General features: G+C 46.0%; 12 protein-coding genes. 5 read left to right on the top strand and 7 right to left on the bottom strand.

Annotated elements, in window-relative coordinates; genetic code table 11:
• Window positions 1–64: 64 nt before the first annotated feature.
• The gene (locus tag D469_RS0113980) at window positions 65–3,139 is read left to right on the top strand and encodes an efflux RND transporter permease subunit (RefSeq protein WP_018924024.1); all 3,075 of its coding nucleotides are present in this window, start codon (window positions 65–67) and stop codon (window positions 3,137–3,139) included.
• A 146-nt stretch (window positions 3,140–3,285) separates the two neighbouring features.
• On the opposite strand, the gene D469_RS0113985 is transcribed toward D469_RS0113980, so the two are convergent.
• The 4 genes from D469_RS0113985 to D469_RS22150 form a co-directional block, all read right to left on the bottom strand.
• Window positions 3,286–3,513, bottom strand: coding sequence for a serine hydrolase family protein (locus D469_RS0113985; RefSeq protein WP_018924025.1), 228 nt, complete (start codon window positions 3,511–3,513; stop codon window positions 3,286–3,288).
• 210 nt (window positions 3,514–3,723) lie between these two features.
• Entirely contained in the window at window positions 3,724–4,056 is a 333-nt protein-coding gene (locus D469_RS0113990) for a hypothetical protein (protein WP_018924026.1), read from the bottom strand.
• 45 nt (window positions 4,057–4,101) lie between these two features.
• Window positions 4,102–4,425 (bottom strand): hypothetical protein, encoded by a 324-nt coding sequence (locus D469_RS0113995; RefSeq protein ID WP_018924027.1) that lies wholly within the window; start codon window positions 4,423–4,425, stop codon window positions 4,102–4,104.
• Window positions 4,426–4,501: 76 nt separating this feature from the next.
• A complete protein-coding gene (locus D469_RS22150; RefSeq protein WP_018924028.1) occupies window positions 4,502–4,654 on the bottom strand; it encodes a hypothetical protein in 153 nt (50 codons plus the stop codon).
• Window positions 4,655–4,896: 242 nt separating this feature from the next.
• Between D469_RS22150 and D469_RS0114005 the strand changes: the two genes are divergently transcribed.
• Both D469_RS0114005 and D469_RS0114010 read left to right on the top strand, forming a co-directional pair.
• The gene (locus tag D469_RS0114005) at window positions 4,897–6,441 is read left to right on the top strand and encodes a PTS transporter subunit EIIC (protein ID WP_018924029.1); all 1,545 of its coding nucleotides are present in this window, start codon (window positions 4,897–4,899) and stop codon (window positions 6,439–6,441) included.
• Window positions 6,441–7,139 (top strand): N-acetylmannosamine-6-phosphate 2-epimerase, encoded by a 699-nt coding sequence (locus D469_RS0114010; protein WP_018924030.1) that lies wholly within the window; start codon window positions 6,441–6,443, stop codon window positions 7,137–7,139. Before D469_RS0114005 ends, D469_RS0114010 begins: the two co-directional genes overlap by 1 nt.
• A gap of 46 nt (window positions 7,140–7,185) precedes the next feature.
• Here the strand turns inward: D469_RS0114010 and D469_RS0114015 are convergent, their stop codons facing one another.
• Window positions 7,186–7,992 (bottom strand): MurR/RpiR family transcriptional regulator, encoded by an 807-nt coding sequence (locus tag D469_RS0114015; protein ID WP_018924031.1) that lies wholly within the window; start codon window positions 7,990–7,992, stop codon window positions 7,186–7,188.
• A 160-nt stretch (window positions 7,993–8,152) separates the two neighbouring features.
• Between D469_RS0114015 and D469_RS0114020 the strand changes: the two genes are divergently transcribed.
• Window positions 8,153–8,839: an AIM24 family protein gene (locus D469_RS0114020; RefSeq protein ID WP_018924032.1), complete on the top strand. Its 687-nt coding sequence runs from the start codon at window positions 8,153–8,155 to the stop codon at window positions 8,837–8,839.
• Window positions 8,840–8,938: 99 nt separating this feature from the next.
• Here the strand turns inward: D469_RS0114020 and D469_RS0114025 are convergent, their stop codons facing one another.
• The gene (locus D469_RS0114025) at window positions 8,939–9,826 is read right to left on the bottom strand and encodes an SDR family oxidoreductase (protein WP_018924033.1); all 888 of its coding nucleotides are present in this window, start codon (window positions 9,824–9,826) and stop codon (window positions 8,939–8,941) included.
• A gap of 492 nt (window positions 9,827–10,318) precedes the next feature.
• Here D469_RS0114025 and htpG point away from each other — a divergent pair, with 492 nt between their 5' ends.
• Entirely contained in the window at window positions 10,319–12,202 is a 1,884-nt protein-coding gene (gene htpG, locus D469_RS0114035) for a molecular chaperone HtpG (protein WP_018924035.1), read from the top strand.
• A 68-nt stretch (window positions 12,203–12,270) separates the two neighbouring features.
• Here htpG and D469_RS0114040 read toward each other — a convergent pair whose 3' ends face one another.
• Window positions 12,271–13,512 (bottom strand): pyridoxal-phosphate-dependent aminotransferase family protein, encoded by a 1,242-nt coding sequence (locus tag D469_RS0114040; protein WP_018924036.1) that lies wholly within the window; start codon window positions 13,510–13,512, stop codon window positions 12,271–12,273.
• Window positions 13,513–13,519 lie beyond the last annotated feature (7 nt).

Here is a 13,519-nt window from a genome sequence, read left to right on the forward strand (position 1 = left end):
CGACAAAAGATGAACGTATTGATATTGGGATGTGCTTTTACATACAAAGGAGTTGAATCGATCTATGGCTTGGCTGCGTTTACTGTTACAACGAAAGCTTATTGTGGGTTTGTTTATTGTGCTCGTCCTCTTTGTAGGGCGTTTCGGTCTGACGGAGATGGACGTTGAAATTATGCCGGATATTGATTTAGATATGGCAATCATCTCAGTCCCTACGTCCGATCTATCGGTTCTTGATGTGGAAGAGCAGGTCACGGATCCGATCGAGGACCGTTTGGCATCGATTGACGGTATTGATGACTATTCATCGGACACAAGTGCCGGGAATGTCAGCTTTAACGTCATGCTTGAAGAAGATGGTAGTGACGAGTCATTTCGCGATCTTGAAGTAGCGATGACGGATATGGAGCAGCTGCCGGCGGTTCAGGACATTTCCACCTTCCGCTTTGGCACGAGTGGCGCCGAGTTGTTTTTGGAAGTGTACGGTGGGGATACGAATGAGATGTCGCGCTTCACCGAAGAAGTGGCCGTGCCGCGGCTTTCTGCGCTCGCTGAAGTCGGCACGATTGATGTTAGCGGTGTGCAGGAACAAGAAGTGGCCGTTTCCATCGACCAAGAAGAGCTCGCCGACAACGGCTTAAGTCTGCCGGACGTCCAGCAGGCGATTCAGGATCATAATCAAAACGCGACCCTTGGCAGCTTGGCCGCTGACGACGGCGATGAGCGCGTCCGCTGGGATACGTCCCTTGATAGCGCGGAAGCCCTCGAAGATGTGACCCTGCAAACACCAGACGGTCTTGTCGCCTTACAAGACGTCGCAGATATTGAAATGACGCCGGCTGAAAACGGTTCAGCCGCTTGGAAAAACGGCAGCAGCGATGTCATTTCCTTGCAAATTGAAAGTGCCAGTGATGTCGGGGAAATTGAATTAACAGAAACGGTGCGAGCCGAAATGGAGCAAATACACGAGGAAGATTACGTAAGCGGCTTCGCCTTTGAAGAGTTAATTTCGACCGCTGATTTTATTCAAGACTCGATTGACAGTATCCAGCAAAATGTGGTGATCGGCGGGTTGCTGGCGCTTATGGTTCTGTTTTTATTCACGTTAAAGTTTCGTCCGACAATGATCATTGGAGTTTCGATTCCACTCTCCATTATGCTCACATTCTCTTCCATGTGGTTTCTCGGCTACAGCATTAACATGCTCACGTTAATTGCGCTTGGTCTTGGGATCGGTATGATGGTCGACTCGGCGATCGTTATCTTTGAGTCGATTTACCGCAAGGTCCAGCAAGGCATTGAGATTACAACCGCTGTTATCCAAGGGACAAAGGAAGTCGCCACGGCTGTCATCGCAGCGATGCTGACCACGGTTGTGGTACTGCTTCCTCTCGCGATTATGAGCGGCGATATCGGTGAGTTCATCATGACGCTCGCAATGGTGGTCATTTTAACGCTCGCAAGCTCTTTGCTTGTTTCATTCACCGTCATTCCAGTGTTATCAAGTAAACTCTTAAAGAATGCAGCGCAAAAGGCGAAGCCGCGGCCGGATGGATGGCTTAAGCGCGGGTACGGCCACATGATTGGCTGGGTGACAGCGAAGAAACTGCGAAGTATTGGTGTATTGGTTGGGTTTTTAGCGTTGTTTATCGGCTCATTGTTTCTCATCGACCGGATTCCTATGAGTGCGATGCCGGATGTGTACGATCGCGAGACGGAGCTTGTCGTCATGCTTGAATCAAGCGCGGACGATGAAGCTAAAGAGGCGATCGCAATGGATGTGAACGAACACCTTCAAGACGTGCCGGATGTAACAGATAACACTGTCACGATGTTTGAAGACGAAATGATGTGGCTGTTAATCAACATGACGGATGAAGAAGATGCGACGATGGAGCAAAGCGAGATTAACGCCGAGATTCTCACCTCGCTTGAACCTCTTGAAGACGATCACCCCGTAGAATCGGTGATGGCTGCAACCGGTGGAGATATGGGCGGGGAATCCGGACTCACGCTGAATGTGTATGGAGAGGAATATGACGAAATGGCTGCAAGCGCTGAACGCCTCGAGGATGAGCTCGCCGCGCTTGACGGTGTCATCAACATTAATCATGACTTTGCTAACATGACTACGGAGAACCAACTCGTTCTCCACGACGATGAGTTGACCGACTACAGCCTCACCGCAGCTGATGTTCGAAGTCAGATCGGAGCGGTGTTTATGCGTGACGAAATCGAGCAGTTATCGGTTGGAACTAACCAAGAGGTTCCCGTATTCCTGGAGTTTTCTCATGAGGTTGACGACATGGAGGCACTGCTCGATTATGAATTAAATACAGCGGCCGGAAGCATCCCGCTTTCAGATATCGCTTCTCTGGAAGAACAAGAAATGCCCGTGAAAATATCTCGAGAAAACGGTGAACGTATCGCCTCGGTTACCGCAGATCTCGATGGTCAGGACTTAGGGACTGTGAACCGCGAACTTCAAGATGTAGCCGAAGAAGTGACAGCCTCGACAGATACGACAGTACAAGTCGGCGGCGCACTTGAACAGCAGCAAGAAGCCATGACAGAAATTCTCTTCGTCTTAGGTATTGCGGTTCTGCTTGTGTATATCGTGATGGCGGTTCAGTTTAACAGTTTCATCCATCCACTTGTCGTTGTTTCCATTCTGCCACTCACCTTCGTCGGTGTCATTCTTGGCTTACTTATCACGCAGATGGAGCTGAACATGATTGCCGCAATGGGCGTGGTCATGCTCGTGGGGATCGTCTTAAACAATGCCATCTTACTCATTGACCGCTTGAATAAACTTCGAACCGTTGGAGGAATGCCGCGGACGGAGGCCATAATGCAAGCAGGTAAAGACAGGATGCGACCCATCTTTTTGACAACATTTACAACAATTGCTGGCATGCTGCCACTGGCTCTTGCTGTCGGCGGGGTCAGCGATTTCCAGGCACCGATGGCAACCGTCGTCATCTCCGGGCTGCTATTTGCGACACTTATCACACTCATTGTCATCCCAGTGGTGTATGTACTGCTTGAAGATACGCTCCACTGGCCGCGGAAGCTGTGGCGAAGGCGGCAAGAGAAACGCCTTTCTAGAAAAGAACTTCCACAAAAGGAAGTTGGTTAACTGGATGCCCTAATGCATCCAGCATGCAACTAAGCTACAGGCTTTCAGTCGTGAGCGGGTAAGCAGTTAGTTAAAGGATGAAGGTTTATTATGAAGGGGAAGCTGACGAAGGCACAAAGCAAGGGACCGTCGGAAGAATATACAATTCATAGAACGCTATAAACCTTCGATGAGACAGGGAAACAAGTGAACTCCCAAACAATAAGTTCCTGAATGCTTACCACTTCATCTGGCTCGATTTTACCTGCTCCGATCTGCTCAGCAAACCCATTGGCACGTATGATCTTATATGTACTGGCAAGCGGACGCTTTGTCTCTTCTTGATATCTACTCTCTATTTCTCCGTTAATGGCGTAAAGGAAGCCTGCAGGCAAAGCTGCAGGCTTCAGCTTCTATTGCGAGTGGGTTTTGCTCATTAAGAGACTGAAGCGTTGCCTGCAGCATTGAAGGTACGGGTAAGGGAGAGGAAGCTGCTTCGACCGTGTATTTGTAGGAAAGTAAGGGTTTTCGAAATGTTTTTGCCGCGAACTAACTGTTAGGACAACCTCTCTATTAGCCATTTTCCTGTAGAAAAGAAGATAACTCTATTCTTCGTCTTGCAAGGTTTCCTTTACTTCTTTTCTGAAAGTTTCATTGTAAAGTATTTCACTACTAAACTCATTCAGGCCAGCTTGCATCCGCCTGCGTTCTAGTGTTGAGAATCCTTCAGTAAAAATAATAAGTTCTTCCTTCGTGCCGTCAGGCTGCTCTGTATAGAGCGCCTCGTTTAAAATGAATAGGGTGGACCCGCCTTTCGCGCCCATATGTGAAAAGCGGGCTTGGTTCTGCTCATTTACGCGCAGAGGCCATTCCAAAACGTCACGAAGTATGGCGTTGTCGACTTCAACCGCCAATTCCTCGTTAGAAATGGCATGCAATAGCTCCGCATATTCAGCGGCTGTAGATCCAGGCAGACGCTCAGACTAAACGCGTTGCAGCTCATTAGGGAGGTTTAACTCTCCCTGAACAACAGGGAGAGTTTCTGCTTCGAGTTGCTCATGAACCTCCCAAGCCATTTGTCCGTATGTTTCCATATTCCAGTCCTCGAGCTCCGTCACCATCTCCTCTGTGGAGCGTTCGTGTTGATCTTGGTCTGCCAGATAGGTTGGGAGTAGTAAAGCGCTGACCACAGGGTAAATGGTGTCATGATTCCTGGCGTTCAACTCCTCCATAAGATCCTGAACTGTATCATTTCCTAATTCCCCGAGCAAATAATCTGTATTGGCATTCGAGCTAAATTGAATCACCCTTTTGCCACTTCATGTATGGGGCTTAACACAGTCGCTGCGATTAGAATGATAAGGCCAAATACGAGCGTCACGTCTAAAAGTTCCACCAGAATGATGACATATAAGGCAACTCCAGCTTAATACCTGCATGCATTTTCGCAAACGTAGTTCGGTTTTCTTTTTTAAGAAGCGGGAGGACGGCAAATAAGACAATAACTGTAATTGTAAATAAGATCCAACTAGTCATATCGGTATCTCCTTTGAGACAGGCTGCAATTTACTGGGAATAATGGCAGCGCGGTTTAGAATGATTGGTGTTGTCTACGCATCAGGTTGGAAAAAGTTTCAACCTTCATTATCTACAATGTTAAGAGATTAGCAACTTCCAAAATAATTTTTTGAAAAATTCAAACATTAGCCTTGATTAAACCCGTTTACTTTTTTACAATATATATGAAAACAATTTACATTATGGAGAGGGGAATGAAAATGGCTTCCGCTTTTTTTGAAAAGGCTCAACGGTTTGGTAAATCGTTCATGCTTCCGATTGCTGTACTTCCTGCAGCAGGACTTTTGCTAGGAATTGGGGGAGCGTTTAGCAATGAAGCCACGATTGAAGCGTATCCATTCTTGGATCAACCGTGGTTGCAAGCAATCTTTACCGTAATGAGCAGTGCAGGGAACATTGTCTTTGCCAACCTTGCCTTGATTTTTGCGGTTGGTGTTGCCATTGGGTTAGCTCGTAATGATAAAGGAACAGCTGGCTTGGCTGCTGTTCTTGGTTATTTAGTGATGAATGCAACGATTAATGCTATGCTGACGATCACTGGCAATCTAGCTGACCCCGAGCAGATGGCAAATGTCGGACAAGGGGAGATTCTAGGGATTCAGTCGTTAGAAACCGGTGTTTTTGGTGGAGTTGTGCTCGGGGTTTTAACGTATTGGCTGCATCAACGTTATAACCGTATTGAACTCCCGCGCTTCTTAGGGTTTTTTGGAGGATCTCGATTCATTCCAATTGTCACTGCTTTTTCTTCGATCTTGCTTGGCGTGGCGTTGTACTATATATGGCCGACGATTCAAACTGGCATTTTTTCTTTAGGCGGTATAGTGGAAGCCACGGGTTATATTGGAACATTAATTTACGGTTTTATTTTACGCTTATTAGGGCCTTTTGGATTGCATCATATCTTTTATTTACCGTTTTGGACCACCAGCTTAGGAGGAACGATGGAGGTTGGCGGCAGTGTGATTGAAGGCACACAGCGAATTTTCTTTGCTCAGCTGGCTGAAGCTGATGTGGAACAATATTACATTGGGACGGCTCGCTTCATGTCAGGTAGACACATTACAATGATGTTTGGACTGATCGGAGCTTGTCTGGCTATGTATCACATGGCAAAACCAAAGCATAAGAAAAAAGTTGCTGGTTTAATGCTTTCGGCGGGATTGACTTCCTTTTTAACGGGCATTACCGAGCCGATTGAATTTTCATTTTTGTTCATTGCCCCGCTATTATATGTTATTCACGCCTTTTATGACGGGCTTGCTTTTATGTTCGCTCATATCTTTGAAATCACGATCGGTCAGACATTTTCAGGCGGTTTTATTGACTTTCTGCTATTTGGCGTCTTGCAAGGGGCTGAGCAGACGAACTGGTTTATGGTACCCATTATCGGTATTCCCTGGTTCTTCCTGTACTATTTCACTTTCCGCTTTGCTATTTCAAAATTCGATTTGAAAACACCAGGTCGTGAAGCAGAAGATGTACAACTAGAAGAAGTTTCTGGCACAGAACGCGCCGAAAAAATTGTAGAAGGACTAGGCGGAAAAGAAAATGTAAAAGACGTGGACGCCTGTGCTACTCGTCTTCGCGTAACGGTATTCGACGCAGAAAAGACATCGAAAGAAACGCTTGAACAGACCGGAGCCAAAGGGGTGGTAACATCTGGGAATGGCGTTCAAGTTATATATGGACCCGAAGTGACTACAATAAAAAATGAAGTTGAAGACGTGATAGGAGAGATTAACTAATGGAAGCTGGTATGCTGCAAGCACTAAAAGGAAAACTCGTTGTTTCCTGTCAGGCTTTAGCTGAGGAACCTCTGCATTCTTCTTTTATTATGGGAAGAATGGCGAAAGCGGCAGCAGAGGGGGGAGCCTCTGCGATCCGCGCCAATTCTGGAGTAGATATTAAAGAAATTAAAGGGCAGGTCGACCTGCCCGTAATCGGTATTGTCAAAAAGGATTATCCCGATAGTCCCGTATTTATTACCCCAACTGCTCATGAAGTGGATGAATTAATTGAAGCAAACGTGGAAATGATCGCCATGGATGCGACTAGCCAGCCAAGGCCGCAAGGTGAAAAACTGACTAATCTTGTGGAGAAAGTAAGACAGGAAGCGCCGTCGATAGCTTTAATGGCAGACGTCTCTACTATTAAGGAAGCAAAACAAGCAGAAGAGCTTGGCTTTGACTGTATTTCAACCACGTTGGCAGGCTACACCAGCTATACAGAGGGGGCGAGCCTTATGGCTGATAATTTTTCGTTGTTAAAGGAAATGATACGCGCAGTTTCAGTCCCGGTTATAGCAGAAGGGAAAGTTTCCACACCAAGCTTAGCTCAATCTGCATTAAAAGCTGGGGCTTACTGTGTAGTCGTTGGCTCAGCCATCACAAGGCCTCAAGAAATCACAAAAACATTTACTGCCTCTTTAGAAGCGGAACGTTAAACTTCTGGAGAAAAGTAAAAGCATCGAAGCAAGATTGCTTCGATGCTCAAATTTTTTTGTGTTCATCCAGCGCCTCCAGCGTTTGCTTGTGATGATTTGAAGCATCTTCATCAAGTAATAGCATCATACTCAAAATATCGAGCAGATAAACAATAGATAGCTGCGAATTCATTAGGCCCTTTTGTTCGTAGACTTTTAAAGAAGAAGAAAATAGTAAAAGGTCCGAGCTGTCACTTAACTTGGTTTCTTTATAATTCGTGAACGTGATCACCCGTGCGTTTTTTCGTTTTGCTAGTTGAACCGCATCAATGACCTCTTGCGTTTGGCCTGAGTTTGAAATCGCAATAACCAGGTCTGTTTCTTTTAATATAGAGGCATTGATCAACATCGTGTGCGAGTCAGTATGAGCATCTACAGTATAGCCCATGCGTAAAAGCCGAGTCTTTAGCTCACGTGCGGTAAGCCCGGAACTGCTAAGGCCATAGATATGAATTGTGCCGGCCTCCTGAATCCATTCACAGGCTGTCTTTAAATCTTGTTTGTTTATCATGGAACGGCTTGCTTGAATGACGGACTGATACATCGAATCTATCGAATCCGCTACGTCATCTGTTTCACTCGCCTTTTCAACCACATCTCGCAACAGAATTTTGAATTCAACAAAGCTCTCACATTCGATTTTTTTACAAAAGCGGGTGATCGTGGCAACTGACACACCTACGTTATCTGCTAATTCTTGAATATGTATGTTCAATAGCGTTTCTTTGTTATGGATCACATAATCAGCGATCCGCTTTTCCATTTTACTAAAGGCAGGGTAGCTTAATTGTATTTTTTCAATGATAGAACCCATCTCCGACCTCCAAATAGAAACTTACTTATCCACCCTTTATTTTACCATATGCACTGGCAAGGTAGAGCAGCTTGTCACAAGAGAAGAGTCGGCATATGAAACGTACTTCAAAGCAAACCGTATATCGTAGTAGTTGAAAAAGAGAAAGGGTGGAAGAGCTGTGAGTGACTATTCGATTAATGAATTTATTCAAAAGACGAGACAGAAAGAAGTGCTAAAAGACGATTTTGATTTGGAAACGGACCGCATATTGGAAATCAATTTAAAAGGAGAGATTTGGGCGAAGTTAAATTCGATGATTTCGTACACGGGTGAGATCAAGTTTGAGCGAGAAGGCGTGTTAGAACACGGAGTCGGACGGATGATGAAAAAGTCCTTTACAGGCGAAGGCGGGGAGTTGATGAAAGCGACGGGCAGAGGAAGCCTGTTCCTCGCCGATAATGGTAAAAAGATTACGATTCTAGATCTAAATAACGAAACAATTACCGTCAATGGCAATGACCTCTTAAGTTTTGAAAACGGAATTGATTGGGATATTCAAATGATGCGAAAAATGGCTGGTATGGTGTCAGGCGGCTTGTTTAATATTACATTGGAAGGTAGGGGGAAAGTGGCAATTACTTCATACTATGAGCCGTTAACGTTAGTCGTTGAGCCTGGGAAGCCCGTGCTAACAGACCCTGCGGCGACTGTTGCCTGGTCTGGTCATTTAGAGCCTGAGTTCCGCACCGATATTACGTACAAAACATTCTTAGGGCGTGGCAGCGGAGAATCCATTCAGATGGAATTTAAAGGAGACGGTTTTGTCATCGTACAGCCTTGTTTTGAAGGATTGTCGAAAGAATAGAAGGCCATCCCGTAGAGCGACTGATCAGTATTTTCCATTTTCTAAAAAACCCATCGTTGCGAAAAAGATTGCTTCGATGGGTTTTCTTCATTTCTCTTATTAGCCGTTCACGATTTGTCCGCCATTGACGTGGATCATTTGTCCAGAGACATAGGAAGAATCGTCGCTTGCTAGGTAGACATAGCTTGGTGCCAGTTCTGCTGGTTGGCCGGGGCGTCCCAGCGGGGTATTTGAGCTGCCGAATTCTTCTACGGAATCTTCTGGGAAAGAAGCCGGAATGAGCGGTGTCCAGATTGGTCCAGGCGCGACTCCATTGACCCGAATCCCTTCAGGCGCAATATTTTCAGACAGGGAGCGGGTAAGTGCAACGATCGCCCCTTTTGTGGCTGCATAGTCCATTAATACCGGCATGCCCTGGTATGCTACCACTGAAGCTGTATTAATAATAGAGCTTCCTTCTTTCAAATGCGGAAGCGCGGCTTGAATAAAGTAAAAGTAGCCGTAAATGTTCGGTTGGAAAGTGCGGTGCATCTGTTCTGATGTAATGTCGCGGATATCTTTTTGATAATGCTGTTCGGCGGCGTTATTGACCAGTACATCCAGCTGTCCAAATGTATCCACTGTTTGCTGGACCGCGTCGTGGCAAAAAGATTCATCTCCTACATCACCGGAAATCAGCAGGGCAGAAGCGCCTTTTTCTTCAACAACTTGCTTTGCTTCTTGGGCGTCTTCGTGTTCATCCAAGTAAACGATCGCTACATTGGCGCCTTCTTTTGCGAATGCGACAGCAACAGCGCGGCCAATCCCGCTGTCGGCACCCGTAATGAGTGCAGTTTTTCCTTCTAATTTTCCGCTGCCAATATAGCCAGGATCATCATAAATCGGACGTGGGTCCATCTCTTTTTCAAAGCCAGGTTGGCGATCTTGCGTTTGTCCCTTTTGTCCGTCGGTCTGTTGGTCTTTAAAACGGTCGTAGCGATCTGTCATTTATGCCGCCTCCTTCATATAATTCTTCGCTTGAAATACGGTGATTATCCTAAGCGTGCTCTTCTACATTCGCTACAACAATTGATGGTAAAGGTGTTTTTTCTAAGAGTTTCTTAACGAGCAGTGATCATTTGTCCATGGCCTCCCTTTCCGCGGGCGCACATAGAGCCTCCTCGGCTTAGTGCGCTGTGGGGTCTCGCCCAGCTTGCTTGTCTCGCAGGAGCGCTCCCGGCATATAACGCACATGATCAACACTTTTCCTTTAACCTAGCCTTCTAAAGAAGCGTGTGGTTTATTTTACCTTGGGGGAAGGTTTTTTAAACATTTCTACCCAATGTACCTTTTAAAGGGTGTCCAGCAGAATGCGAAGAGAGATATTGACATCTCGTCAACGATTAGTAAAATTAGAGAAGGAAAACTTAGCACTCAGGAACCTAGAGTGCTAAAATATAAAAATGTAAGCATACCAACGGGTCGAAAGGAGTAGAACATATGGCAACAAAAGAATTTCAGGCTGAATCCCAGCGCCTTCTGGAAATGATGATCAATTCGATTTATTCCCAAAAGGAAATTTTCCTGCGTGAATTGATCTCCAACGCGAGTGATGCGATCGATAAAATGTATTACCGCGCCCTTACGGATGAATCGATTACGTTTAACCAAGAAGATTATTATATCAAGGTAAGTGCCGATAAAGAAAACCGCACACTAACCATTGAAGACAGCGGCATCGGCATGACCGAAGCAGAAGTGGAGGAAAATCTCGGAACGATTGCGAAAAGTGGTTCCTTAGCCTTTAAAAAAGAAACAGAAATTAAAGACGGCCACGACATTATTGGCCAGTTCGGGGTAGGCTTTTATTCAGCATTCATGGTGGCAGACAATGTCACGGTTTACACAAAGTCAGCCGACAGCGACCAGGCATATAAATGGGAGTCGAACGGAGCCGACGGCTATACGATCGAGCCGGCTGAAAAAGACAGTGTCGGTACGAAAGTAATTATTAAACTGCGTGAAAACACTGAGGACGAGCAGTACGACGAGTACTTAGAAGAACAGCGCTTAAAAGCAATCATTAAGAAATACTCCGACTACATTCGCTACCCAATTAAAATGGATGTGACGATTCAGCAGCCAGCTGAAGATGAGGAAAGCGAAGCGGTAGAGGTGGAAGAAGAACAAACCATCAACAGCATGGTACCGCTTTGGCGCAAAAACAAGAACGAGCTTTCCGACGAAGATTATGAATCCTTTTATCAAGAAAAACATTATGGCTTTGACAAACCGATCAAACATATTCATTTAAGCGTGGACGGGGCCGTTCGTTATCAATCCATCTTGTTCATTCCGGAACAGCCGCCGTTTGACTTTTACTCTGCTGATTATGAAAAAGGACTCGAGCTTTATTCAAGTGGGGTACTGATCATGGAAAAATGCGCCGATCTCTTGCCTGACTACTTCAGTTTCGTGAAAGGGATTGTCGATTCAGAAGATCTCTCGCTAAACATTTCCCGCGAGATGCTGCAGCATGACCGGCAGTTGAAGCTGATTGCGAAAAACATTAAAAATAAAATCAAAAGCAATTTGCAAAGCATGTTAAAAGATGAGCGGGAGCAGTATGAGCGTTTCTTTGAGTCGTTCGGGCGCCAGTTGAAGTTCGGCATTCAAATGGATTTTGGCCAGCATAAAGATGATTTGAAAGACTTGCTCTTGTTCTATTCATCTAAAGAAGAGAAGCTTGTTACGTTGAAAGAATACGTCGAGCGCATGCCGGAAGGCCAGCCGTATATTTACTACGCCACTGGTGAATCGTACGACCGGATCGACAAGCTGCCGCAAACGGAAAAAGTACACGATAAAGGCTATGAAATTCTTTATTTCACCGAGGACATCGATGAATTTGCGATCAAAACATTGATGAGTTATGAGGATAAAGAGTTCAAGTCAGTGGCCAGTGGTGATTTAGGCATTGATTCCGAGGAGGATAAAGAGAAAGAAGAATCCGAGGAAAAAGAAAACCAGGAATTGTTTAAAGCAATTAATGAGCTTCTAGGCGATAAAGTAAAAGATGTGCGCCCGTCGAAGCGCTTAAAAACGCATCCAGTCTGCCTGGCAACAGAAGGAGAAATCTCCATTGAAATGGAGAAAATTCTCCAGCAGATGCCGGGGCAGAATCAACAAGTGCAAGCTGATAAAGTTCTTGAGATTAATATGAACCATGATATTTATGGGTCACTCAAGCGCGCGTATGATGAAGATGAAGAGAAATTTAAGCTCTACGCTAATCTCCTTTATAATCAGTCGCTTCTAATTGAAGGACTGTCCGTTGAGGACCCGGTAGAGTTTACGAACGATATGTGTAAAGTGATGGCTTAATGTAGCAAAAAGGAGAGACGGGACCCCGGGAAGGGAACCGCCTCTCCTTTTTTGTACAGGTAGCTCATTTACACGCCAGCTGCTTCAGCTTGCTCAGTAGTAAAAACTTCTCGTGCTGCCTGCACAGCTTCTCCGTGCGCTATATCGACCCCATGCGCTACTAAGGCTGCTTCAAACGCGAACAGCACGTGATAAATATTCTCTTTCCGGCAGCTGTAGCCCATCGTACCGATGCGCCAGATTTTCCCTTTTAACGGCCCGAAGGAAGAGGCGATTTCAACGCCGAATTCATCAAGCATCATTTGGCGCACACTGTTTTCTTCCACATGATCAGGCACTTCGATGCAAGTAACTACCGGAAGCTTATGGGCGAAATCATTATAAATGGAAACTCCCATTGCTTTCAGCCCGGCCACGAGCGCTTTTTCGTTTAATTGATGGCGGTACACCCGGTTTTGAAGCCCTTCTTCTTGAATCACACGCAAGCTTTCATACAGAGCATACAGCATGGAGGTGGCTTCTGTGTGGTGGTTCAAGCGGCGCGGACTCCAGTAGTCCTGTAATTGCGTCAAGTCAAAGTAATTGCTCTGGATGCGGCGGTCATGGTCGTCTTCGTCCTGGCCGGCATCACGGATCCCTTTTTCGACTTGTTTGCGGGTGTTGATTTTTTCTTCAACCCGCTCGTTATAGCAGATCGGCGCCATGCCTGAAGGGCCGGAAATACACTTTTGCGTCCCCCCGATGATGGCGTCGATACACCAATCATCAGTTGGTATGTCAACGCCGCCGATAGTAGCAACCGCATCTACGATAAACAGCTGGCCATTTTTCCGACAGAATTGACCGATGTCCGCCAGTGGCTGCATGCATCCTGTTGACGTTTCACCGTGCACCATTGCCACGATTGTTGGCTGCACCCGTTCCACCGCCTGAATCACGTCGCCAGGGTCAAATACTTGTCCCCATGGACATTCAATATTGTGAACAACGCCCCCGCATCGCTCAGCAATTTCAGTAAGCAGATAACCGAAGCGACCGAAAATTGGAATTAACAATTCATCTCCGGGCTCGATCACACTGCTTAAGACTGCTTCCAAGCCGGCACGGGATGTTCCGTCAATTGGGTAGGCCCAGTGGTTGTTTGATTGAAACAATTTACGGGTTCCTTTCATCGTTTCATTCATCAGATTGGTGAACTCAGGGTCGAATTGACCGACAATCGGATAGCTCAATGCTCGCAGCACTCGGGGGTCGGCTTCGACTGGTCCAGGTGTCATGATCGTTCGTTGAGATGGAATAAACGGCTTCATTGCTTGC

The organism is Salsuginibacillus kocurii DSM 18087 (genome assembly GCF_000377705.1).
Taxonomy (GTDB): domain Bacteria; phylum Bacillota; class Bacilli; order Bacillales; family Marinococcaceae; genus Salsuginibacillus; species Salsuginibacillus kocurii.